This is a genomic window from Arthrobacter sp. 01N444 (assembly GCF_056399305.1).
Genome location: NZ_JBFTRB010000008.1, coordinates 1 through 23911, shown reverse-complemented (window position 1 = coordinate 23911; position 23911 = coordinate 1). Strand labels below are relative to the sequence as shown.

Annotated in this window: 22 protein-coding genes and 1 riboswitch; of the genes, 10 read left to right on the top strand and 12 right to left on the bottom strand. The window is 67.9% G+C overall.

Features of this window, described 5'->3' with window-relative positions:
• Positions 1–33 precede the first annotated feature (33 nt).
• Positions 34–147: riboswitch (SAM riboswitch) on the bottom strand.
• A gap of 77 nt (positions 148–224) precedes the next feature.
• The 4 genes from hisN to AC1DKN_RS11285 form a co-directional block, all read right to left on the bottom strand.
• Positions 225–1055, bottom strand: coding sequence for a histidinol-phosphatase (gene hisN / locus AC1DKN_RS11300; protein WP_028277489.1), 831 nt, complete (start codon positions 1053–1055; stop codon positions 225–227).
• 76 nt (positions 1056–1131) lie between these two features.
• Entirely contained in the window at positions 1132–2247 is a 1116-nt protein-coding gene (rsgA, locus tag AC1DKN_RS11295) for a ribosome small subunit-dependent GTPase A (protein ID WP_223916089.1), read from the bottom strand.
• Positions 2231–3637, bottom strand: coding sequence for a 3-phosphoshikimate 1-carboxyvinyltransferase (gene aroA, locus AC1DKN_RS11290; protein ID WP_476871300.1), 1407 nt, complete (start codon positions 3635–3637; stop codon positions 2231–2233). Before aroA ends, rsgA begins: the two co-directional genes overlap by 17 nt.
• Before the next feature lie 7 nt (positions 3638–3644).
• A complete protein-coding gene (locus AC1DKN_RS11285; protein ID WP_028277492.1) occupies positions 3645–4193 on the bottom strand; it encodes a DoxX family protein in 549 nt (182 codons plus the stop codon).
• A 248-nt stretch (positions 4194–4441) separates the two neighbouring features.
• On the opposite strand from AC1DKN_RS11285, the gene AC1DKN_RS11280 reads away from it, so the two are divergent.
• On the top strand, positions 4442–5194 hold the full coding sequence (locus AC1DKN_RS11280; protein WP_476871299.1) for a sigma-70 family RNA polymerase sigma factor: 753 nt from the start codon (positions 4442–4444) through the stop codon (positions 5192–5194).
• Positions 5191–5451, top strand: a complete 261-nt coding sequence (gene rsrA / locus AC1DKN_RS11275; protein WP_018775287.1) for a mycothiol system anti-sigma-R factor — start codon at positions 5191–5193, stop codon at positions 5449–5451. The genes AC1DKN_RS11280 and rsrA overlap by 4 nt, the downstream gene beginning before the upstream one ends.
• 97 nt (positions 5452–5548) lie before the next feature.
• Here rsrA and AC1DKN_RS11270 read toward each other — a convergent pair whose 3' ends face one another.
• The 5 genes from AC1DKN_RS11270 to AC1DKN_RS11250 all read right to left on the bottom strand — a co-directional run bounded on the left by AC1DKN_RS11270 (position 5549) and on the right by AC1DKN_RS11250 (position 11869).
• On the bottom strand, positions 5549–5623 hold the full coding sequence (locus AC1DKN_RS11270) for a 50S ribosomal protein bL37 (protein ID WP_104061284.1): 75 nt from the start codon (positions 5621–5623) through the stop codon (positions 5549–5551).
• A 114-nt stretch (positions 5624–5737) separates the two neighbouring features.
• A complete protein-coding gene (locus AC1DKN_RS11265) occupies positions 5738–6376 on the bottom strand; it encodes a PadR family transcriptional regulator (protein WP_476848820.1) in 639 nt (212 codons plus the stop codon).
• Entirely contained in the window at positions 6376–7203 is an 828-nt protein-coding gene (locus AC1DKN_RS11260) for a DUF4097 family beta strand repeat-containing protein (RefSeq protein ID WP_476848821.1), read from the bottom strand. The genes AC1DKN_RS11265 and AC1DKN_RS11260 overlap by 1 nt, the downstream gene beginning before the upstream one ends.
• Before the next feature lie 150 nt (positions 7204–7353).
• Complete coding sequence (locus AC1DKN_RS11255; RefSeq protein ID WP_079553040.1) at positions 7354–7953, bottom strand: GDSL-type esterase/lipase family protein; 600 nt, start codon at positions 7951–7953, stop codon at positions 7354–7356.
• 112 nt (positions 7954–8065) lie between these two features.
• Positions 8066–11869, bottom strand: a complete 3804-nt coding sequence (locus AC1DKN_RS11250; protein WP_476848822.1) for a multifunctional oxoglutarate decarboxylase/oxoglutarate dehydrogenase thiamine pyrophosphate-binding subunit/dihydrolipoyllysine-residue succinyltransferase subunit — start codon at positions 11867–11869, stop codon at positions 8066–8068.
• Between the two features lie 353 nt (positions 11870–12222).
• Here AC1DKN_RS11250 and AC1DKN_RS11245 point away from each other — a divergent pair, with 353 nt between their 5' ends.
• The 6 genes from AC1DKN_RS11245 (at position 12223) to AC1DKN_RS11220 (ending at position 19319) form a co-directional block, all read left to right on the top strand.
• Entirely contained in the window at positions 12223–13701 is a 1479-nt protein-coding gene (locus tag AC1DKN_RS11245) for a GuaB1 family IMP dehydrogenase-related protein (protein ID WP_476871298.1), read from the top strand.
• 313 nt (positions 13702–14014) lie between these two features.
• Entirely contained in the window at positions 14015–15352 is a 1338-nt protein-coding gene (locus AC1DKN_RS11240) for a hemolysin family protein (RefSeq protein WP_476848824.1), read from the top strand.
• Entirely contained in the window at positions 15349–16413 is a 1065-nt protein-coding gene (locus tag AC1DKN_RS11235) for a hemolysin family protein (protein WP_459385219.1), read from the top strand. The genes AC1DKN_RS11240 and AC1DKN_RS11235 overlap by 4 nt, the downstream gene beginning before the upstream one ends.
• 178 nt (positions 16414–16591) lie before the next feature.
• Positions 16592–17566, top strand: a complete 975-nt coding sequence (locus tag AC1DKN_RS11230; RefSeq protein ID WP_476871297.1) for a metal ABC transporter solute-binding protein, Zn/Mn family — start codon at positions 16592–16594, stop codon at positions 17564–17566.
• Between the two features lie 49 nt (positions 17567–17615).
• A complete protein-coding gene (locus AC1DKN_RS11225) occupies positions 17616–18431 on the top strand; it encodes a metal ABC transporter ATP-binding protein (RefSeq protein WP_476858851.1) in 816 nt (271 codons plus the stop codon).
• Positions 18432–19319, top strand: a complete 888-nt coding sequence (locus AC1DKN_RS11220) for a metal ABC transporter permease (RefSeq protein ID WP_476858850.1) — start codon at positions 18432–18434, stop codon at positions 19317–19319.
• Between the two features lie 122 nt (positions 19320–19441).
• Here the strand turns inward: AC1DKN_RS11220 and AC1DKN_RS11215 are convergent, their stop codons facing one another.
• On the bottom strand, positions 19442–19903 hold the full coding sequence (locus tag AC1DKN_RS11215; RefSeq protein WP_028277503.1) for a Fur family transcriptional regulator: 462 nt from the start codon (positions 19901–19903) through the stop codon (positions 19442–19444).
• A gap of 132 nt (positions 19904–20035) precedes the next feature.
• Here AC1DKN_RS11215 and AC1DKN_RS11210 point away from each other — a divergent pair, with 132 nt between their 5' ends.
• Positions 20036–20692 (top strand): MBL fold metallo-hydrolase, encoded by a 657-nt coding sequence (locus tag AC1DKN_RS11210; RefSeq protein ID WP_028277504.1) that lies wholly within the window; start codon positions 20036–20038, stop codon positions 20690–20692.
• A 61-nt stretch (positions 20693–20753) separates the two neighbouring features.
• On the opposite strand, the gene AC1DKN_RS11205 is transcribed toward AC1DKN_RS11210, so the two are convergent.
• Positions 20754–21872: a PLP-dependent cysteine synthase family protein gene (locus AC1DKN_RS11205; RefSeq protein ID WP_476871296.1), complete on the bottom strand. Its 1119-nt coding sequence runs from the start codon at positions 21870–21872 to the stop codon at positions 20754–20756.
• A gap of 48 nt (positions 21873–21920) precedes the next feature.
• Between AC1DKN_RS11205 and AC1DKN_RS11200 the strand changes: the two genes are divergently transcribed.
• Positions 21921–22793 carry a sulfurtransferase gene (locus AC1DKN_RS11200; protein ID WP_476871295.1) on the top strand — a complete coding sequence of 291 codons (873 nt, stop codon included), beginning with the start codon at positions 21921–21923 and terminating at the stop codon, positions 22791–22793.
• A 77-nt stretch (positions 22794–22870) separates the two neighbouring features.
• Here AC1DKN_RS11200 and AC1DKN_RS11195 read toward each other — a convergent pair.
• Positions 22871–23911, bottom strand: a 1041-nt coding sequence (locus AC1DKN_RS11195) for an HNH endonuclease (RefSeq protein WP_476871294.1), incomplete at its 5' end; no start/stop codon positions are given.

Below are 23911 nucleotides of genomic sequence, written 5' to 3'. Positions count from 1 at the left end.
GGACCTCACTCGAACAGGACCCCACACCGTGGGAATCCGCGCTTGCCGGGTCCGTTCCGGACCGGCCAGGTCGTCACCCGGGGCACCCCACCGCGACTGGAGGGTTGCCGGCCAGCAAACCGGGGTTTAGCGCTGGCACTCGTGACCTGCATCGAGCGTAGGACATCGGCGCAGCCGGGGAAAAGGCGGCCGCCGATTGTGAAGCGGAATATTACGGGCGCGGATCAGTTGTTCGGGTGGGCCTGAAAGAGGTCGTCGAGTCCGGGGTTGAGCCGCTTGAGGACTTCCGAGTGCAGGATCGAATTGGTGGCCAGGGCGTTGCCGCCGAAGGGGCCGTCCTCGCCTTCGAGCGAGGTGAAGCGGCCGCCGGCCTCGGTCACAATCGGCACCAGGGCGGCCATGTCGTAGAGATTCAGCTCGGGTTCGCAGGCGATGTCCACGGCGCCCTCGGCCACGAGGCAGTACGACCAGAAGTCACCGTAGGCGCGGGTCCGCCACACTTCCTCGGTCAGGCCCAGGAACTCATCCAGGTTCCCGCGTTCCTTCCAGCCGCCAAGGCTGGAGTAGGACAGCGAGGCGTCCTCGAGATTGGAGACGTTGGATACCTTCAACCGTGTGGCGGCGGCGAGCGAGCGGCCCGTGTAGGCGCCCGCACCCTTGGCGGCCCACCAGCGCTTGCCCAGTGCCGGCGCGCTGACGACGCCGACCACCGGCTCGCCCTCATCGACGAGGGCGATCAGGGTGGCCCAGACCGGGACGCCGCGGACAAAGTTCTTCGTGCCGTCGATCGGGTCGATGATCCACCGGCGGGAACCGTGGCCCGAGCTGCCGAACTCTTCGCCCAGGACCGCGTCACGCGGACGTGACCGGGAGAGCTGGCCGCGGATGGCCTCTTCCGCGGATTTGTCGGCATCGGTGACGGGTGTGAGGTCGGGCTTCGTCTCGATCCGAAGGTCGAGCGCCTTGAAGCGGCTCATGGTCTGGGAATCGACCGAATCTGCCAGTACATGGGCAAGGCGCAGGTCATCGTTGTAGCTCGAAGCGGGTTGGCTCATGGTTCCAAACTACCGTCAAACCGGGCTGCCGGGCGGGAGGCCGCGGCACGGCGCCGCCGCCCCGTTGCGGGTCCGGCTAGGAGACGGTGCCCAGTTCCTTGGTTTCCTGCGCTTCCATCCGCGGGTCCGTGCCCAGCAGCCGGCGCAGGGACGCGAGCCTGGCCGGTCCCGAGGGCCCCGCGTGCCCGGCCGCAACCCATTTGTCGACGCCGCAGTTGACGGCGGTGGAGTCATGCTTGCAGCCGCGTTCGCAATCATCGGTGCCCGGTTCCAGGTCCGGGAAGGAACGCAGGATCCGGTCCGGGTCCACGTGGGCCAGGCCGAAGGACCGGATGCCGGGGGTGTCGATGATCCAGCTGCCGGCCGGGGCATCGTTGACTTTGAGCGCCAGTGCCGAGGAGGACGTGTGGCGGCCGCGGCCGGTTACCGCGTTCACGCCTCCCGTGGCCCGCTCGGCCCCGGTCAGGGCGTTGACCATGGTGGACTTGCCGACGCCGGAATGGCCCAGCATCACGGTGACCTTGCCGTCGAGGTAGTCGCGCAGCTGGGATACCGCGTCCTTGTCGAGCCGGGCGGAGAGCCCGTCGTCGGAGCGGGCGTCGATGCCGGAAGCGGCGGAGTCGGCGGTCTTGGAGATGATGACGGGGAAGTCGAGGTGCTGGTAGTTGGACAGCAGCTCGGCGGGATCCTTGACGTCTGCCTTGGTGACGAGCAGCAGCGGCTCAATGCCGGCGTCGTATGCGGCCACCAGCGCGCGGTCGATGAAACCGGTCCGCGGCTCGGGGTTGGCGGCGGCGACCACCACCACCAGCTGGTCGGCGTTGGCCACGACGGCACGTTCGATCGGGTCCGTGTCGTCGGCGCTGCGGCGCAGCAGCGTCTTGCGGTCCTGGATCCTGACCAGCCGCGCCAGGGTGTCGGGCTCGCCGGTGACATCCCCGACCAGGGAGACGAAGTCGCCGGCAACCACCGGGTTGCGGCGCAGTTCCCGGGCCCGGGCAGCGATGATCTTGCGTTCGTCCGCGGTCCCCTCGCCGACGACGGCGGTGTAGCGGCCGCGGTCAACGGTGATGATGCGTCCGGTGACGGCATCGTCGTAGCTGGGCCGGTCCTTGGTGCGGGGCCGTGTGCCCTTCTTGTTCGGCCGGATCCGGACGTCGGACTCGTCCCAGGAATCAGTGCTGCGTGCCACCGGCGGTGTCCTCATCTGGGGCGGGTCCCTGGGCCAGCATCGCTTCCCAGAGTTGCGGGAAATCGGGCATGGTCTTGGCCGTGGTTGCGATGTCCTCGACTTCCACGCCGGCTACGGCAAGGCCGAGGATGGCGCCGGCGGTTGCCATGCGGTGGTCCGCGTAGCTGTGCACGACGCCGCCGTGCAGCGCGGCCGGGCGGATGATGAGGCCGTCGGGGGTTTCTTCGGCGTCCCCGCCGAGGCGGTTGATTTCGGCGACGAGGGCGGCGAGCCGGTCCGTTTCATGGCCGCGGAGGTGGGCGATGCCGCCCAGCCGTGAGGGGCCGGTGGCGAGGGCGCACAGCGCGGCTACGGTGGGGGCGAGTTCGCTGGTTTCGTCGAAGTCGCCGCCCTTGATCGCCGGGCCCCCGCTGACGGTCAGGGTGCCGCCGTCAACCGTCACCGTGGCGCCCATAGCGGTCAGGATTCCGCGCCAGAGATCACCCACCTGGGTGGTTTCCGCAGGCCAGTTCGGGATCCGCACGGTGCCGCCGGTGGCCAGGGCCGCCGCGAGGAAGGGTCCGGCGTTCGAGAGGTCCTGCTCGATCCGGACGTCGAAGGCGCGGATCGGGCCGGGGGAGACAACCCAGTGGTTCGGCACCGAGTCGTCGACCGCCACGCCCACGCCGCGCAGCACGGCCACGGTCATGTTGATGTGGTCCAGGCTCGGCACGGGCTTGCCGACGTGCTCTAGGTGGAGTCCCTCGGTGAAGCGCGCCCCGGCCAGCAGCAGGGCGGAGACGAACTGGGACGAAGCGCTGGCATCGATGACCAGGTGGCCGCCGCGCACCTCGCCCGAGGCGTGCACCGTGAACGGCAACGACGACGCCGGACCGCCGTCGGGTGCGGTCACTGCCACACCCAGGCCGGCGAGGGCCTCGATAATGGTGCCCATGGGGCGTTTGCGGGCGTGGGGGTCGCCGTCGAAAAGGGACTCACCGCGGCGCAGTGCGGCCACCGGCGGGACAAAGCGCATGACCGTGCCGGCCAGGCCGCAGTCGATCGCCGTGTCAGCCGACGCGGGATCCATGCTGATCGGGACGATTTCCAGGTCGGGGCCGAAGGCGCCGTCGCCGGGCACTTCCGTGACGGTGGCCCCCAACTGCCGCAGGGCCTCAATCATCAGTGCGGAATCCCGGGAGTGCAGGGGAGCCCGCAGCCGGGAAGGTCCGTCCGCGAGGGCGGCGAGCACGAGGTACCGGTTGGTCAGAGACTTGGAGCCGGGAACGGTGACAGTGGCATCGACCGGCCGTGCGGCGAAGGGGGCGGGCCAGTGCGGGCCGGCGTCGGCTGCGTGGGCGCCGGCAGGGTGGGACGGGGCAGCGGCAGAAGAGGGGGTGGTGCCAGTCATTACCGTCTTAGGCCCCGGCAGAGTGGTCTACGGCCTTGCGGACGACTTTGTCGGCCTTCTTCAGCTGCTTGTTGGTGGTCTTGCGGGCATCGGCGGCGAGGTGTCCGGCGCTCTTCTTGGCATCGGCGGCCAGGTGCCCGGCGCGCCAGGCCAGGCTGGGCTTGCCGGCGGTATCGACCGCGGCGAGGAGCACGCCGCCGGTGAGGGAGACGTTTTTCAGGAGCTGTTTGCGGCGGGCGTCGCGGGCTTCCTTCGAGGAGATGTCCGCGCTGCGCCATTCGACGTAGCCGTTCAGGAGCGAAATGACGGCGAGCAGGGTGGCCGCCAGCCGGGCGGACTTGCCGAGGGCGAAGCAGACGCCGGCGCCGATCTGGGTGCCGCCGATCACGCGTGCCACGACTTTTTCATTTGGCTGGAACGGCAAGGCGTCGGCCGCACGGCGCAACAGGGGGGACAGCTGGGCCGCAGTGTCATCCGCGTTCTTGAGCTTGTCCATGCCGGCGAGGACGAAACTGGAGGCGAGCATGGGCCGGGCGAGAAAGCGGACAAACGACATGAATTTCCTCCTGGATGGACGAACAGCGGCTTCACTGCGGGAGAACCGGTTCTAGTCTTGCACTTTTGCGGAATATTTGCCCGCAGGACGTGGTTGTGAAAGGCAGATCCCAGCAGGCTAACGAAGGCGGAGATTTGACTCTGGTCAAAGACAGGGCGGAACCGGAAGCCGGTTCCGGGCAAACATGGACCCTCGCGCTTCCGTCGGTTCCGGGTGCCCGGCGGAAGGTGACAGTAGACTTGAACGCAATGAGCACCATGGACCCGGCCGTTGCGGCCATGCACGAGGTTGCCGGAAACGACGCCACGCCCACCAAGACACCTGATGCCGGCACTCCCGCCGCTTTGGAGACCGAGGTGGACGGGAAGCCCCTTGATGTCTCCACCGAGTCCGCGGAAGAGCGCCGGGCGCGCTTTGAGCGTGACGCCATGCAGTACGTGGACCAGCTGTATTCGGCGGCCATGAGGATGGCCCGGAACCCCTCCGACGCCGAGGACCTGGTCCAGGAGGCGTATACGAAGGCGTTTTCCGCGTTCCACCAGTACAAGCCCGGAACTAATCTGAAGGCCTGGCTGTACCGCATCCTCACCAACACGTACATCAACCTGTACCGGAAGCGTCAGCGCGAGCCCCTGCAGTCGAATTCGGACACGATTGAGGACTGGCAGCTGGCCCGCGCCGAGTCGCATACGTCCTCGGGACTGCGTTCGGCGGAGGCTGAGGCCCTGGACCACCTGCCCGACTCGGATGTGAAGCGCGCCCTCCAGTCGATTCCGGAGGAATTCCGGCTGGCCGTGTACTTCGCCGACGTCGAGGGTTTCGCGTACAAGGAAATTTCGGACATCATGAACACCCCCATCGGGACCGTCATGTCGCGGCTGCACCGCGGCCGGAAGATGCTGCGGGACATGCTGGGGGACTATGCCGCCGAACGAGGATTCAGGGCCGCCACCGAGTCAAGCGCCGCGGCCGACAGCAACAAACAGGAGAACAGGAAATGAGCGACTGCCAGGGACTGGGCGATTGCGATGACGCCCGGATGCAACGTATCTATGAATATCTGGATGGTGCGCTCACGCGTGCAGACATCGCAGAGATCAAGGACCACCTGGACAGTTGCCCGGAGTGCCTGGAGCAGTACGACCTCGAATGTGTCATCCGCGTGATGGTCAAGCGTTCGTGTACCGAAGCAGCTCCGGAAAACCTCAAGAACTCCATCCTGGACCGGATTCACTCGATCCGGACTGTGGAAGCCTGAGCCGGACTGTGGAAGCCTGAGCCGACATAAACGAATGACCCCGGAATCCGTGAGGATTCCGGGGTCATTCGTCTAAAGCTGTCATTCCAAGCTTTGCTTAGGCGTTGGGGCGCTTACCGTGGTTCGCGCCGCCACGCTTACGGTCACGACGTTTACGTGCACGTTTGCTCATAGCTGGCCTCCTTAATCTTGGTACTCAAAAGAGCTGCCCTCAAGTCTCCCACATCGCGGCACCCGCCGCGAACCGGAGGCCCGTGCTACGCGCCGCGGCCGGTCGGTCCCGGCCTCAGCCCTCCAACGAATTTCGGATCGAGATCCGGGCCTGGTCCAGCACGGTCCTGACCGTTTCGAGCGTGACGGCGGTGACCGGACGGCTCCCGGCATGACGCCGCAGTTCCACCCGCATGTCGTCGCGGAACGCCTGCACCAGCATTTCCGCCTCCTTCAGCCGCCGTTCGCCCTCCGGGGAGTACCACGGGCTTCCCGCGGCGCCGGCAGTGCCCGTCCCGCCGGCAGAACCGGCGGCGCGGGCCGAGGTCCGGGCCGCCTCGGCCGTGGCCGCAAGGTCGGCCCGGAGGCCGCGCATGTTGACGCGGATGTCCTGGCGCAGGTTGTCGGCGAGCCGGCGGACCGACGCCGAGATGTCGTTCTCGACGCCGGCGAGTTCGTCCCGCCGGCGGTTCAGTTCCGTGAGGCCGGCCGGAGTGATGCTGTAGTTGGTGCGGCGGCCTTCCGTCCGGGTGGCGACGAGCCCTTCCTCTTCAAGCTTGCCCAGGCGCGGGTAGATGGTCCCGGCACTGGGGGAGTACGTTCCGCCGAAACGCTCGCTGAGCGCCTTGATCAGCTCGTAGCCGTGCTTGGGGCCCGATTCGAGCAGGGCGAGCAGGTACAGCCGCAGCGCCCCGTGGGCGAAGACGGGAGGCATCAGAGGGCCGTTTCGGTGTCCGGGCTGGGCTGGCCGTGGAAGAGGGATGTCTTTCCCGAGACCGAGTTGGTCCGGACCAGCATCAGCTTGGCGTCCGGTCCCGCGATGGTCTGCACCGTGCCGCCGGGCTGGGCGTACCTCGTGTCATCGATGACCACCGCGCCGCTGGCGGACTTGGCAACGATGTCCACCCCGACGTCGTGCGGCAGCCGGATGGTGACGTCGCCGGAGACCGAATTGGCGCCAAAGTCATGGGTGAAGCCGTGCAGGTCGAAGTTCAGGTCGCCGCTGACGGTGTTCGCCCGGATGTTGCTGAATTCGCCCGAGGCCGTCACCTCGCCGGAGACGCTCTTGGCGGTCAGGACGCCCCGGTGGTTGCGGGCAATCACCTCGCCGCTGACCGTGTTGACGGACAGGTTCCCGGCGGTGCCGTCGGCCAGCACGGACCCCGAGACGGTGTTGAGCCGGGTGTGGCCGCTGAGCCCGGAAACCATGCCGTCGCCGCTCACCGTCCCGGCCTCGACCTCGACGCCGGCCGGCAGGGCGATGCTGATGACCACCGAGTTGCTGCTGCCGTTGTTGACGGTGCTCATCAGGTTCTTGAACCAGCCCTGCGGGCCGTGCAGCTGGTGGCGGACTTCCAAGCGGCCGTTGACGATCGAAACCGACAGCGGATCGCCTTCGATTTCCGAGACCTCGATCCTGGCAACGTCCTCGTCATGGGTGACGATGTCGAAGCGGCCGCGGACAATCCCGAGTTTAAGGGAGTGGACGCCGTCGACGTCGATGGTCTGCGGGCCGGTCACGGTCCACGTGTTCTCTGACATGGTTCCTCCGGAAAGGCGAAAGGGCTGGGACAACTAACGATATATCGCGACTATTTAGTCACGATATATCGCGCTTGCCGGCAGGTCAAGATATATCGCGAAATCCCTGGAGGGTGGGGTCCCGGCGCGGCCGGTTGCCTGCTTGCCCGCCTATTCCGGGGTGTCCAGGCCCAGCCACTGGAACCAGCCGCGGTGCAGCACGAGCCAGGCCATGAGGCCATAGCCGGCCTGGCCGGGCGTGCCGCCGTTGGCCGCGAGGTCCTGGCGCCACTGCTCGTGGTTCAGCAGCGGCGAGAACGTGTCGACATAGAGGTGCTTCCGGCGCGTCGTGACGTCGGCGAAGGCGGTGTTGAGCTCGCCGAGCCTGCGGTTCTGTGCGGGGTCAAGCGTGGGCGGCGGGCCCACGACGAAGACCTCGATCTTGTTCTGGGAGGCGGAGTCCAGGATGTTGGCCAGGTTCAGGCGGCTGCGGGCCGTGGACAGGCCGAACTCAATGTCGCGTCCTGACAGGCCGATCACCAGGCGGTTTTCGTGGTGGTTGCCGAATCGTCGGCCCGCCTCCTCGAGCCAGCGGGCCGCAATGCCTTCGGTGCCCTCTTCAGGGCATGGCAGGGAGTAGCACTCCAGGGCGACGCTGTCCTGCGGCGTGCGGGCCAGGACCCGGCCCAGCCAGCCCAAGGCGCGCGGATCACCAAGCCCAGCCAACAGCTCGTCCCCAACGGCTGCGATCCGCAGCTTCCGATCTTCCACGACTACCTCTTCACTTCAACGCTGTCCATCAAGCTGACCACTAATAGTCCATTAAACAGAACCGCCCGGCCGGAGTGTTGTTGTTTCAGTCTCCGGCCGGGCAGCAATGCCGCTATTTACGAGCGAATGCCTGCTTGAGCAGGGCGTCCTGTTCTGCCGCGTGGCGCTTCATCGACCCTGCCGCGGTGGAGGCCGAGGCGGGGCGGGAGATGAGGCGGACCCGGCGGTCCAGGGCGTCCGGCAGGTTCAGGCCGATGAACGGCCACGGACCCTGGTTGGCCGGTTCGTCCTGCGCCCAGACCACTTCGGCGTTCGGGTATTTGGCCAGCTCCGCGGCGATCTCGTCGGCCGGCAGCGGGTACAGCTGCTCGACGCGGACAATCGCCGTGGTCTTGTTCTCGGTCTTCTGCCGGGTGGACAGCAGATCGTAGTACAGGCGCCCGGAGACCAGCAGCACGCGTTCGACGGCGTCGGCCTGCAGCTGCGCGTGTTCCGGAATGACCGGGCGGAACGAGCCGGTGGTGAAGTCCTCCACGGAGGACGCTGCGGCCTTGAGGCGGAGCAGCTGCTTGGGCGTGAAGATGATGAGCGGCTTGCGCGGCCTGCTGTACGCCTGGCGGCGCAGCAGGTGGAAGTGCGAGGCCGACGTCGTGGGGTTGGCGACGATCATGTTCTCTTCGGCGCACATCTGCAGGAAGCGCTCGATGCGGGCGGAGGAGTGGTCCGGGCCCTGGCCCTCGTAGCCGTGCGGCAGCATGAGGACCAGCGAGGACCGCTGGCCCCATTTCTGCTCGGCCGAGGAGATGAACTCATCGATGATGGTCTGCGCGCCGTTGACGAAGTCACCGAACTGCGCTTCCCAGAGCACCAACGCATCCGGGCGTTCCACCGAGTACCCGTATTCGAAGCCCATGGCGGCGTATTCCGAGAGCAGCGAATCGTAGATCCACAGCTTCGCCTGGTCATCCGAGAGGTGGGACAGCGGAAGCCATTCGTCGCCGTTGGCGCGGTCGTGGAAGACGGCGTGGCGCTGCACGAAGGTGCCGCGGCGCGAGTCCTGGCCGGCGAGCCGGACGGGGACGCCTTCCATGATGAGCGAACCGAACGCGGCCAGTTCACCGAAGCCCCAGTCGATGCCGCCTTCACGGGACATCGCCTCACGCTTCTCCAGCAGCTGCTTGAGCTTGGCGTGGACGGTGAAGCCGTCCGGGATATCGGTGTGGGCCTTGCCGATGCGGGCCAGGGTCTCCGCGGAGATCGCGGTGGATACCGGCGCGCTGACGCCGGAATCGGACTGCTGGGCCATGGGGCGTTCCAGGTCCGACACCGCGGCCGAATCGGCCGTGATGATCGGGATCGGGGACGTCTGGGCCGCGTGGGTTTCCGCGAAGACGCGTTCCAGGCGTTCCTGGTAGTCCCGCAGCAGCTGCTCGGCTTCTTCCTCGGTGATGTCACCGCGGCCGATCAGTGATTCGGTGTACAGCTTGCGGACCGAGCGCTTGGCCTCGATCAGGTTGTACATCAGCGGCTGGGTCATCGAGGGGTCATCGCCCTCGTTGTGGCCGCGACGGCGGTAGCAGACCATGTCGATGACAACGTCCTTGTGGAAACGCTGACGGAACTCGTAGGCAAGCTGCCCGATGCGGACCACGGCCTCCGGGTCGTCGCCGTTCACGTGGAACACCGGTGCCTGGATCATCTTGGCGACGTCCGTGGAGTACGTGGAGGAACGCGAGGACGACGGTGCGGTGGTGAAGCCGACCTGGTTGTTGACCACGATGTGGATGGTGCCGCCGGTGCGGTACCCGCGCAGCTGGGAGAGGTTGAGCGTTTCCGCGACCACGCCCTGGCCCGCGAAGGCGGCGTCGCCGTGCACCATGATCGGCAGCACGGGGAACGCCTCGCCCTGGTCCAGGCGGTCCTGCTTGGCACGGACGATCCCTTCGAGGACGGAATCGACGGCCTCGAGGTGGGACGGGTTCGCGGCGAGGTAGACCTTGGTCTCCTTGCCGTTGTCCGAGGTGAAGGTGCCCTCGGTGCCCAGGTGGTACTTGACGTCACCGGAGCCCTGCACGGAGCGCGGGTCCTGGGTGCCTTCGAATTCGCGGAAGACCTGCGCGTAGGTCTTGCCCGCGATGTTGGTCAGCACGTTGAGCCGGCCGCGGTGGGCCATGCCGATCGCCACTTCGTCGAGTTCGTCGTCGGCGGCGTCGGAGATGATCGCGTCCAGCAGCGGGATCAGGGACTCGCCGCCCTCGAGCGAGAAGCGCTTCTGGCCGACGAACTTCGTCTGCAGGAAGGTCTCGAAGGCCTCGGCGGCGTTGAGCTTGGAGACGATGCGCAGCTGCTCGTCGCGGCTCGGCTTCGAGTACGGGTGCTCCAGCTGGTCCTGGAACCACTTGCGCTCGGCCGGGTCCTGGATGTGCATGTATTCGATGCCGGCGGTGCGGCAGTAGGCATCACGGAGGACGCCGAGGATGTCCCGGAACTTGAGCATCGGCCTGCCGCCGAAGCCGCCGGTGGGCCACTCGCGGTCCAGGTCCCACAGGGTCAGGCCGTAGGTCAGGACGTCGAGGTCCGGGTGCTTGCGCTGGACGTACTCGAGCGGATCGGTGTCCGCCATGAGGTGGCCGCGCACGCGGTAGGCGTGGATCAGCTGCTGGATCCGGGCGACCTTGTTGATCTCGTCGGCCGGGTCCACCTGCAGGTCGGGGCTCCAGCGCACGGGCTCGTAGGGGATACGCAGGGACTCGAAGATCTCGTCGTAGAAGTTCTGCGCGCCCAGCAGCAGCTGGTGCACGAGCTTGAGGAACTCGCCGCTGCCGGCACCCTGGATGACGCGGTGGTCATAGGTGGAGGTCAGCGTGAGGACCTTGCTGATCGCGTTCTGCGCGATGATCTTCTCGCTGGCACCCTGGAACTCGGCCGGGTAGTCCAGTGCGCCGACGCCGATGATGGCGGCCTGGCCCTTGGACAGACGCGGGACCGAGTGGACGGTGCCGATGCCGCCGGGGTTGGTCAGGGACACGGTGGTGCCGGAGTGGTCGTCCGCGGTCAGCTTGCCGTTGCGGGCACGCTTGATCAGGTCCTCGTAGGTGTGCCAGAACTCGGAGAAGTTGAGGGTCTCCGCCTTCTTGATGTTCGGGACCATGAGCAGGCGGGTGCCGTCGGGCTTGGGCATGTCGATCGCGATGCCGAAGTTCACGTGCGCCGGCTGGACAGCCACCGGCTTGCCGTCGATCTCGTCGTAGTAGACGTTCATCGACGGGAACTGGGACAGGGCGCGGATGACGGCGTAGCCGATCAGGTGCGTGAAGGAGACCTTGCCGCCGCGGGCGCGGGCCAGGTTGGAGTTGATGACCACACGGTTGTCGATCAGGAGCTTCGCCGGGATGGCGCGGACGCTCGTCGCGGTCGGCACTTCCAGGCTGGTGACCATGTTCGAGGCGATCGCCTTGGCCGGGCCGCGCAGGACCGAGACGACGTCTTCTTCGGGAGCCGTCGGGGCCTTGAGGTTCTTGGGCAGCTGCGCCGGGATCGGCGCGGTGCCGGGGCCGGCGTCGGAAGTCTTGGAGCCGTCCCGGGCGACGGTGGCCGGGGCTTTCTTGGCGGCGGGCGCAGCCGGTGCGGGCGCAGCCGTGGCGGCGGGAGCTGCGGGGGCGGCGGGCGCAGGTGCTGCCGGAGCGGCGGCGGGCGCTACAACGGGAAGTTCACGGGTGGCAGGATGCACAGCTGTCGCGGTGCCGGACGTTCCGTTGGCGGGAGAGGCGTCACTAGCTTCAAAGGATTCGAACAGGGGCCACCACTTGGAGTCGACCGTGTTCTTGTCCTGCTGGTAACGCTCATACAGTTCGTCAACGAGCCACTCGTTTCCGCCAAATTCCTCTGGTAGACGGTGGCTAGGCTGCTCTGGCACTTGAAATACGCCTCTTCCGTGAGTTTGATTCCCTCTGGCTTCCACGGTGCCTCGGCACAACGATTGAGCCAGTCTCTGCGTCCAGTGAACCCAGACCCATGCCAGTCTAGTGAGGATTCTTGCCAAACCGCCAATAAGCGTGACCCAAATCATGATCCGCCCCGGCAGCCGCCGAATTGCGGTGAAGAAGAGTTGCAGAATCGGCCCCGGATGGGGCCCACATGCGGTGCCCTGCGCGAGGCCGGACGCGGTGCCGGACGCGGTGCCGGCGCCGCCGGAAACCGCCCTAGAATGCAGTGAGAACCCGTTTGTCGCCGACGGTGCCAGCTGCGGGTGCCAGCAAAGGAGCAGCAGTGCGTTTCCTGAATGAGCCCACCACCGATCTGACCTACTCGGACCTCTTCCTGGTCCCGTCCCGGTCCGATGTCACCTCCCGCCTGGACGTCGACCTCGCGGCCGACGACGGGACCGGCTCCGCGATCCCGCTGGTGGCGGCGAACATGACGGCGGTCACGGGGAAGCGGATGGCCGAGACCATGGCCCGCCGCGGCGGCCTTGGAGTCCTGCCGCAGGACGTCCCGCTCGACGTCATCCGTGACGTCACGGCCTGGATCAAGGGACGCCACCCGGTCCTGGAAACCCCCGTCACGCTCGCGCCCACGGACACCGTCATTGATGCCCTCCACCTGATGGGCAAGCGGCCGCACGGGGCCGTTGTGGTGGTGGACGACTCCGGCGCGGTCACCGGTGTTGTCCGGGCCACCGACTGCGAGGGCCAGGACCGTTTCGCGTCACTGGCCTCCGTCATCCGCCACCAGCCGCTGGTGCTCGACGGCGGACCGCTCGCCGGCGGATTGTTTGGGGGCGGGTCGGCGGCCGATGCTGCGCAGGCCCTCCGCCGCGCCTTTGAAGCGATGGACGCCGCCGGAACCGACTACGCACCGGTGCAGCAGGGCGGGGTCCTGGCCGGCGTGCTCACCCGTAAGGGCGCCCTGCGCTCCACGCTCTACCGGCCGTCCCTGGACGACGACGGCAGGCTGAAGGTCGCTGCCGCCGTCGGAATCAACGGTGACGTGGCCGGACGGGCCGCCGAATTGCTGGCGGCCGGCGTCAACGTGCTGGTCCTCGACACCGCACACGGGCACCAGCAGAAAATGTTCGACGCCCTCGCCGCCGTGAAGGGTCTCAACCCCGGCGTGCCGGTGGTCGCCGGCAACGTCGTCACCGGCGATGCCACACGTGAGCTCATCGAGGCCGGGGCGGACATCGTTAAGGTCGGGGTGGGCCCCGGCGCCATGTGCACGACGCGCATGATGACGGCCGTGGGCCGCCCCCAGTTCAGTGCCGTCCTCGAATGCTCCGCCGCGGCCCGGGAAGCCGGCGGCCGGGTATGGGCCGACGGCGGGGTCCGCTACCCGCGCGACGTCGCCCTGGCCCTGGCCGCCGGGGCCAGCCAGGTCATGATCGGCTCCTGGTTTGCCGGTACGCACGAGAGCCCCGGGGACCTGCAGCTCGACGCCTCGGGCCGGCAGTACAAGGAGAGCTTCGGCATGGCGTCCGCCCGGGCGGTGCAGAACCGCAACCAACGCGAGGGCGCCTTCGAAAAGGACCGCAAGGCCCTCTTCGAGGAGGGCATCTCCACCTCCCGCATGTACGTCGACGCGGCCCGGCCCGGCGTCGAGGACCTGCTGGACATGATCACCGCCGGCCTGCGCAGTTCCATGAGCTACGCCGGTGCTGCCGATCTCGCCGCTTTCCGGGAACGCGCCGTGGCAGGCATCCAGTCCGCGGCCGGGTACGAGGAGGGCCGGCCCGTCCCGCAGAGCTGGTGAACCCGGCCGGTGACGCGGGCGGTCGGGGGCTGGCGGCGGTTGCTCCTGTAGACTGAAATTCTTATGGACAGTAAATCTAGGTGCCGGCCTGGGGGCTGTCAGCGGAGTACGGAAACCGTTCCCGCCCAGTCCACCCGCAGAGCCGGCAAACCCCGTTCACGCGCCCATCACTCTCCGGCCGCACGCCATTCCGGAGCTATCCAGGAAACAGGGTCGGCCGCCGCCGACCATCCTCCGCCAGGCCGGGCCTTCCCGCATTTGCGTCCCCTGACTCGGCACGTGCCATGCGCTGCTGCGGAAGCAGGCCGCTGACATGGAATGGCTACTCCTCGCAGCAGGCCTCCTGCTCATCCTCGGCACCGGCTTCTTTGTCGCCGTGGAATTTTCCCTGGTCGCCCTGGACCAGGCCACCGTGCAGCGCGCCGTTGACACCGGCGACACCGCCGCCGAGCCGTTGCTCAGATGTCTCAAGTCACTCTCCACTCAGCTTTCCAGCTGCCAGCTGGGCATCACCATGACCACGCTGCTGACCGGCTATGTCATGGAACCGTCCGTGGGCAAGCTGCTCGAAGGCCCGCTCACCGCGCTCGGCGTCCCGCCCGCGGCGGCTGCCTCGCTGTCCCTGGTCCTGGCAATGGCGGTGGCCACCCTGCTCTCCATGGTGATCGGCGAACTGGTGCCCAAGAACATGGCCATCGCGCTGTCCTTCCCGATCGGCAAGGCCGTGGCCCGGCCCCAGCTGGTGTTCACCGCCATCTTCAAGCCCGCCATCGTGGTGCTCAACGGCTTCTCCAACAAGGTCCTCAACGTTTTCGGCCTGGAGGCCAAGGAAGAAATCTCCGGCGCCCGCACCCCGGCCGAGCTGGCCTCGCTTGTGCGCCGCTCCGCGGCCATGGGCACCCTCGACGCCGGAACGGCCAACTTCATCGCCCGAACCCTGAAGTTCTCCGGGCGGACCGCCGCGGACGTCATGACCCCCCGCATCCGCGTGGAGACCATCGACGCCGACCAGCCGGTCTCGGATATCGTCGAGGCCGCCAAGCGCACCGGATACTCCCGGTTCCCCGTGATCGGCGAGTCCTCCGATGACATCCGCGGCGTGGTCCACATCAAGAAGGCCATTGCCGTGCCCGCGGACCGCCGCGCCAAGCTGCAGGCGGGGGCCATCATGACCGACGTGCTCCGGGTCCCCGAAACCATCCACCTGGACGCCCTCCTCGCCGAACTTCGCGAGGGCAACCTGCAACTGGCCGTGGTCCTGGATGAATACGGTGGAACCGCCGGCATCACCACGCTGGAGGACCTCGTGGAGGAAATCGTCGGGGAAGTGGCCGATGAGCATGACAAGGTCCGGCCCGGCCTGCTCCAAAGCGCCTCGGGCGACTGGTACTTCCCGGGCCTGCTCCGGCCCGATGAACTCTCCGAACAGATCCCGGGCCTGACCGTGCCCGACGAGGCTGCCTACGAAACGGTGGGAGGCTACGTCATGAGCCAGCTCGGCCGCATCGCGGCAGTCGGCGACACGGTCGACGTCGTCGGCGGGACACTCAGCGTGACCCGCATGGACGGCCGCCGGATCGACCGGATCTGTTTCCGGCCCGTCCGGGTGTCCGGCGACGGCCAGCCCGCCAGCCAGGCAGGTGCCGCATGAGCGACTGGGCCGGAATCCTCTGGCTTGCGTTCCTCCTGGTGGGCAACGCCTTCTTCGTGGCCGCCGAATTCGCCGTCATGTCGGCCCGCCGGAGCCAGATCGAGCCGCTGGCCGAGGCAGGTTCCAAGCGCGCCCAGACCACCCTGCGGGCGATGGAAAACGTTTCCCTCATGCTCGCCTGCGCCCAGCTCGGCATCACCGTCTGCTCGCTGCTGATCCTGCAGGTGGCCGAGCCCGCGATCCACCACCTCCTGGCCGTGCCGCTGGAAGCGGCGGGCGTCCCCGAGGAGGTCGCAAACATTGTGGCCTTCGCCGTCGCCCTGCTGTTGGTGACGTTCCTGCACGTCACATTCGGCGAAATGGTGCCCAAGAACATCTCCGTATCCGTCGCGGACAAGGCGGCGCTGCTGCTGGCGCCGCCGCTGATGTTCATCGGGCGGCTCGTCAAGCCCGTCATTGCGGCGCTTAACTGGTCCGCGAACCACATCCTGAAGCTGATGCGGATTGAGCCGAAGGACGAGGTGACCTCCACCTTCACCCTTGAAGAAGTGCAGTCGATCGTGCAGGAATCCACCCGCCACGGACTCGTGGACGACGACGCCGGACTCATCACCGGAGCGCTCGAGTTCTCCGAACACACCGCGTCCCGTGTGATGGTTCCGCTGGGCAAACTCGTCATGCTCAAGGCGGCCACCACGCCGGTCGAATTCGAAAAGGCAGTGAGCCGGACCGGGTTCTCGCGCTTCCCGATGCTCGACGACGACGGCATGCTGGCCGGCTACCTCCATATCAAGGACGTGCTGTCCATCCCGGACGCCGGGTACCACCAGCCGATTGCGGAAAGCCGCATCCGGTCGCTGGCGAACCTCGCCATGGACGACGAAATCGAGCAGGCCATGTCCGTCATGCAGCGCACGGGCTCGCACCTGGCGCGCGTGATCGGACCCGACGGGCTGACCCAGGGCGTGCTGTTCCTCGAAGACGTGATCGAGCAGCTCGTCGGCGAAATCCGGGACGCGACGCAGGCCACCGGCTACCGCAGGCTGGGCCAGGACCAGTAGGGGGCGGCCCAATAACGGGCGGCCCCGTAACGGCCGGTCCAGTAACGGGCAGCCCCGCTGCGGCCGGGCACCGGCGGGGGCACGCCGTGTATCCCTAAATAGGAATGATTCCTATTTAGGGATACACTCGGGCTGTTGCTATTGCTCCTGATTCTCAATAACAGATCCGAGGTTTTCCGTGCGTCGTCCCGCTGCCCGAGTCCTGCTGGCTGGTCTTGCCGGCCTGGGCCTCCTGCTCACCGCGTGCAGTCCGACGTCCGGCAGCCCGCGGGGGACCGCGGGGGACGGCCTGGTCAACGTCGTCGCATCCACCAGCGTGTACGGCGACATCGTCTCCAGCATCGGCGGCGACAAGGTCCGGGTCAGCTCGATCATCAACCGCACCAGCCAGGACCCGCACTCCTACGAGGCCACCACGCAGGACAAGCTGGCCGTCTCCAAGGCCGAGCTGGTGGTGGAGAACGGCGGGGGATACGACGCCTTCATGGACACGCTGGCGACCGACACCGGCCTGGACCGCGGCAGCGTCATCAGCGCCGTGGATGTTTCAGGCCTTGTCTCCGAAAGCGCTGCCAGCGAAAGCCCGGCAGCGGCGAGCCCCGACTCCGCCGGCCACACCCACGGATCCACGGGGCTGAACGAACACGTCTGGTACAGCCTGCCTGCCATGTCCCGCCTCGCGGACGCCGTCGCCGAGAAGCTGGGCTCGCTGGAACCGGCCTCGGCGCCGACGTTCCGGAGCAACGCGGCGGCCTTCAAGGACTCGCTCGGCGGCCTGGAAACGAAGCTCGCCGCCATCAAGTCCTCGGCGGGCCACGCGCCCGTGGCCGTCACCGAGCCTGTACCGCTGTACCTGCTCGAGGACGCCGGACTGGAGAACGAGACCCCGGCCGAGTACACGGCGGCGATCGAGGAGGACGCCGACGTCCCGCCCGCCGTGCTCAAGACCACCGTCGATCTCGTGGCATCCCGAGGCGTAAGGCTGCTGGCCTACAATACCCAGACCGAGGGACCGCAGACGGCGGCGGTGAAAAAAGCCGCCGAGAACGCCGGCGTCCCGGTCGTGAACTTCAGCGAGACCCTCCCGGACGGCCAGTCCTACCTGCAGTGGATGACCGGAAACGTGGAGAGCATCGGCAAGGCCCTAGGATGATCGCAACAGCGGGAGCAGCCATCTCCGCGGAAAATCGAGGAAACCCCTTTTGACACCGGTAGTGAGCCTGCGCGGCGCCTCCCTGGCGTTCGGCCAACGGACTCTCTGGGAGGGCCTGGACCTGGACATCAACCCGGGTGAATTCTTTGCCGTGCTCGGGCCCAACGGCAGCGGCAAGACCACCTTCCTGAAGGTCCTGCTGGGATTGCAGGAACTGAGCACGGGAACGGCCGTGCTCGACGGCCACCCCGTTGAACGGGGAAGCCGCCGGATCGGCTACGTGCCCCAGCAGAAATCATTCGACCCCGATACGCCCCTGCGCGCCCGCGACCTCGTGGCCCTCGGCGTCGACGGCCACCGCTGGGGCATCCGCCTCGGCGGCGCCAAGGTGAACCGTAAAGTCGATGAACTCCTGGAGCTTGTGGGCGCCACCGACTACGCCAAGGTGCCGGTGGGGCAGCTTTCCGGCGGTGAGCAGCAGCGCCTGCGCGTGGCGCAGGCCCTCGCGACCGATCCCAAGGTGCTGCTGTGCGACGAGCCGCTGCTCTCCCTAGACCTTCAGCACCAGCAGGGCGTCAGCGCGCTGATCAACAGGCAATGCCGCGACGCGGACAGTGCCGTGGTGTTCGTGACCCACGAGATCAACCCGATCATGGACTACGTGGACCGGGTCCTGTACCTGGCCGGCGGAAAGTTCCGGGTGGGCACACCCGCGGAGGTCATGACCACCGAGGTGCTCTCCGATTTGTATGACAGCCGTGTTGAGGTCATCCAGGCCAACGGCCGGCTGATCGTCGTCGGGCTGCCGGACGCCGCGACGCACCACCATCTGGACGCGCACTCAGTCGCGGGCGAGGCGGGCTAAGTGGATCTGGGCGACCTGCTGCACTCAATCTTCAACTTCGAAAACTACGGCGAGCTGCTGGTCCTGGTGCAGAACTCCATCTGGGCCGGCGCTGTCCTCGGGCTGCTCGGCGGAATCATGGGCACCTTCGTGATGAAACGCGACCTCGCCTTCGCCGTCCACGGGATCTCGGAGCTCTCCTTTGCCGGCGCGGCGTTCGCGCTGCTGATCGGTGCCGACATCATCCTCGGCTCGCTGGCAGGATCCGTGCTGGCAGCCCTGGTGCTGGGCGTGATGGGGGTCCGCGCACGGGACAAGAACTCGATCATCGGCGTCATCATGCCCTTCGGGCTTGGCCTGGGCATCCTCTTCCTGTCCCTGTACGAGGGCCGGGCGGCCAACAAGTTCGGCCTGCTCACCGGGCAGATCGTATCGGTCGGGACCGTCCAGCTGCAGGTCCTGGCGGTCGCCGCCGTCGTGGTGATGCTGGCGCTGGCCGCCATCTGGCGGCCGTTGACCTTTGCCAGTGTCGACCCCGACGTCGCCACCGCCCGCGGCGTGCCGGTGCGGGCCCTCGCCCTTGGTTTCATGGTGCTGCTGGGGATCAGCGTGGCGCTGTCCATCCAGATTGTGGGCGCGCTGCTGGTGCTGGCCCTGCTGATCACGCCCGCGGCCGCCGCCATGCGCGTCACGTCCTCGCCCCGGCTGGTTGTCACGCTGAGCATCGTCTTTGCGATGACGGCGACCGTCGGAGGCATCCTGCTGGCCCTCGGCGGCCGGCTGCCGATCAGCCCCTATGTGACCACGTTGTCCTTCCTGATCTACGTGGCCTGCCGGATGATCGGTGGCGCACGGACCAGACGGGGACTCAACGGCCGGGTGGTGCGGAGCGCCGCTGCGTCGGCTTAACGCTCTCACGCCACAGTGGCGGAATTTCCCCAGGTTTGCCGTCGGCCGCCGGCGGGTCCCTGCGCCCCGCCGGTGATTTCCGGGGTCACGAGGTCAAAGGTGGGGAATTTCAGCAGCTCCGGCTATTCGCCTGGCTGACTGGCTGTGCATTCTGGGCACAGGCCGAAGATTTCCACGGTGTGCTCCACCGCGGTGAAGCCGTGCTCATTCGCGATCCGCGCGGCCCAGGCCTCGACCGCCGGTGCTTCCACTTCCACGGCCTTGCCGCAGTTCCGGCACAGCAGGTGATGGTGGTGCCCGGTGACGGCGCAGCGCCGGTACACCGCTTCGCCGTCGGCGTTGCGCAGGACATCCACCAGCCCGTCGTCGGCGAGGGACTGCAGGATCCGGTAGGAGGTCGCGAGGGACACCGCGGTGCCGCGCTCCTGGAGGATACGGTGCAGTTCCTGGGTGCTGACGAAGTCCGCCAGGTCGTCCAGGGCGGCACTGACGGCGAGGCGCTGCTTGGTGACGCGCTGTTCCTTGCCCTGCACGGGTGCCGAGGCCGGAGTCCGGCTGCTGCCGGTGGTAGCGCCTTGGGACATCGTGGAACTCGCTTCGTCAAAAGAATTCGCGGGTGGGACTCGCTGAGTGTGGCAATGTCCAAGATTACCAGCGCCCAAGATTGCCAGCGGCGCTTCGTGGACACTGTGACGGCTGGTGCCTAGGCTGGCCGGATGAAGCTGACCAAATTTACTCACGCCTGTGTCCGCCTCGAACAGGACGGCCGGGTGCTGGTGTTCGACCCGGGCACCTTTTCGGAGACGGACCAGGCCCTGGCCGGAGCACATGCTGTGCTCATTACCCACGAGCACGCGGACCATGTGGACGTCGACGCCGTCGCCGCGGCGTTGCAGTCGAACACCACCCTTGAGCTTTTCGCCCCGGAGGCCGTGGCCGCGACGCTCCGCGGCAAGGCGCCCGACGCCGGAAGCCGCATCCATGTGGCGGGCGCGGGCGAGGAATTTGAAACGTCGGGCTTCGCCATCAGGACCTTTGGCGGCCAGCACGCCCTCATCCATCCGCAGATCCCCGTGGTGGCCAACGTCGGCTACCTCGTCGATGGCAATGTCTACCACCCGGGGGATTCCTTCGCGATCCCCGACGGCGTCGACGTCAAGACGCTGCTTGTACCCATCCACGCCCCGTGGAACAAGGTGGGCGAAGTGGTGGATTTTGTCATCGGTGTCCGCGCACCACAGGCCTTCCCGATCCACGACGCGCTGCTGAACGAGCTGGGCCGCGGGCTGGTGGAGGGGCACGTGACCCGGATCGGCGCCAAGTACGGCACCGAGTACCGGCACCTCTCCAGCGGCGATACAGCGGAGGTTTAGCCTCCGCGGGCGCCTTGGCGGGCTTAGGCCGGCGTGCTGACGGACGGGCTGGCCGGCTGGTTTAGGCCGGCCAGACGCCGGCCCGGAAGAACTCGCCCAGCACGGCCTCGTGGGGTTCGGGATCCAGGCCGTGGGCCGCCAGCCACTCCGGGTTGTAGTAATTTCCGGCGTAGCGGTCCCCGGCGTCGCACATCAGGGTCACAACACTGCCCCGGCGGCCCTCCGCAATCATCCCGGCGATGAGCTGCCACGCGCCCCAGAGGTTGGTCCCGGTGGACGGACCCGCGTGCAGACCGGCGTGGTCCCTCAGATGCCGCATGGCCGCCACCGACGCGGCGTCGGGAACCTGGATCATGTGGTCGATTACGGCGGGCACAAAACTCGGCTCCATCCGCGGCCGGCCGATGCCCTCGATGCGGGAGGGCAATCCCGCCGCGGGTGCGTCGGCTGCAGTCCCGCCGCCAGCTGTCCCGCCGTCGGGCCGGCTGTTCCGCCAGCCCGGATAGAACGCGGAATTTTCCGGGTCGACGACGGCGAGGCCCGTCTCGTAGCGGTGGTAGCGCAGGTACCGGCCAATCGTGGCGCTGGTCCCGCCGGTGCCGGCCCCGACCACCACCCAGCGGGGGACCGGGTGCTCCTCCAGCGCCAGCTGGCCGAAGATCGATTCGGCGATGTTGTTATTCCCGCGCCAGTCCGTGGCCCGTTCGGCGTACGTGAATTGGTCCATGTAGTGCCCGCCCGTGCTGCTGGCCAGATCCGCGGCGGCCTCGTAGACCTCGGAGGCGTGGTCCACCAGATGGCAGGAGCCGCCGAACTGTTCGATCAGGGCGATTTTCTCGCGGCTGGTGGTCCGGGTCATCACGGCGATGAAGGGCAGTCCCAGCAGCTGCGCAAAATAGGCTTCGGAGACGGCGGTGCTGCCGCTGGATGCCTCCACGATCGTGGTGCCTTCCCGGATCCAGCCGTTGACGAGGCCGAAGAGGAACAGGGACCGCGCCAGCCGGTGCTTGAGGCTGCCGGTGCGGTGGGTGGATTCGTCCTTCAGGTACAGCTGCACGCCCCAGTGCTCCGGGAGCGGCACCGAGTACAGGTGGGTGTCGGCTGAGCGGTTGTTTTCGGCGTTGATCCGGCGGACGGCCTCGTCGGCCCAGGCCCGGTCCTGCAGGTGCGCTGTGTTCACCGCTACAGCCTACCGGGGGCGGCGGGACGCCAAAGATAGAGTGGGGAAATGGACACCCTTCTCGATGCTGCCGCCCTCAAGGACCGGATGGACGACGCCGGCGCAGCCGGCCAGCGCACAGTACTCCTCGACGTTCGCTGGGCGCTGGGGGATCCCCACGGTCACGATCACTACCTGCGCGGACACATCCCCGGGGCCGTCTTCGTGGATCTCGCCACTGAACTTGCCGGACCGGCGGAACCGGAACGCGGCAGGCATCCGTTGCCGCCGTCGGAGCAGTTCCAGGAGTCAGCGCGCCGCTGGGGCATCAACGACGGCGATGTGGTCGTAGCGTACGACGACAGCGGCAACATGGCTGCGGCCCGGCTGTGGTGGATGCTGCGCAACGCCGGCTTCAGTTCTGTGTACCTGCTCGACGGCGGCCTGGCCGCGTGGCGGGCTGCCGGGTTCGAGCTGGCGGCCGGACCCGAACAGCCCGCACCCGGAAACGTCACCCTGTCCGACGGCGCCATGCCCGCGATCGACGCCGGACAAGCCGCCAGTTGGGGCCGGCGGGGGCTGCTGTTGGACGCCCGGGCGGGGGAGCGGTACCGCGGCGAAATCGAGCCCGTGGATCCCCGCGCCGGCCATATTCCGGGGGCCGTCAGTGCCCCTACCACCGGGAACCTGCGCGCTGACGGGCGCTTCCTTGCCCCGGCGGAGCTGCGGGAGCGCTTCGAACAGCTCGGTTACCGGGACGGCGTTCCCACTGCCGTGTACTGCGGGTCCGGAGTGACAGCGGCCCATGAAATCGCCGCCCTCGAGATTGCCGGCTTTTCCGCTGCCCTCTATCCGGGGTCCTTTTCGGAGTGGTGCCACGGTCCCGCGAACGATGTTGTCACCGGGCCGGAACCGTACGGCGAGGACGCAGCTTCACACTAAGGGCCAGCCCGAGCGCCGGACGGCCCGCGCAGGCTGCTCAGAGCGCCTCCAGTTCATCCCCAGGCAGACAATGATTCCTATGCTGCGGCTGCCACTTTGGGCTTTCCACGCCTGAGCGTTTTGGCTTGGTGCCGGAGCTGGCGCCGGCGGCGGGAGCCTGGCTGGTCTGTGGCTGATGGCCGAAGCGGTGTTCCGGGCAGGGGCGGCGCGGTGGAACGGTACGTGTGGCCGGTGGGGGTGGTGAGTTCGAGGGTGTGCCTCGCGCCGATGCTCAAGGCGGATCCGGGTGCGGCTTCGGGGCTGGGGCGTGCTTTCCAGCCGGGGTTTTCTTTGGTGTGGTTGCAGGCTTCGCAGAGGCCGGCGGCGTTGTCCGTGGTGGTCGGGCCGCCGGTGTGCCAGGGAATGATGTGGTCCAGGTGGCGGATGGGCGCGTCGCAGTACGGGGTGCGGCAGGTGTCGTCGCGGGCCTGGATGAAGCGGCGGTGCCCGGGCGGGAAGAGCCGGGCGCGGGAGTCCATGGCGAYGAGCTCGCCGGCGCCGGGGTGGGTGTAGACCCGGCGGAGCCAGAGGTTGAAGTTCCGGTCCTCGGCGTTCGTCCCGGCGCCGATGCGTTCCCGGGCCCAGCCGGCGGGGACGGTGCCGTAGCCGGGCAGGACGGCGGGTTCGGCGTTGCCCTGGAAGAGGGTGCGGTCGGTGATGACGAGCTGGATYTCGACSCCGGTGATCCCGCCGGGGGTGCCGGTGATGCGTTCGACCAGCGCATCGGCCATCAGCTGCCCGCGGCCCCTCGGACCCCCGGCGGCACGGAGGGTGTCGGCGTGCCCGCTCAACGCCTTGTAGACGGCGACGCCGGCGGTCACGGGCAGCAGGGCGGTCAGGCAGGTCATCGCATCGGGGGCCGGGCGGAGGCTGACACGCCGCTCACTGGCGGCGTGCGCGGCGCGTTCGGTCACGGAGCGGGGATCACGCCGGTACGCGGCGGCCCGGGCCGCGGCGACCAGGGACCGGTCACCGGCCCCGGCGAACGTCCCGGCGTCGGCGGCGAGGTCGGCGTCGACGGCGGCCCGGTCCGCGGCGCTCAGGCACGCGGTTTCGCGCACGAGCAGGGTGGCGCGCCA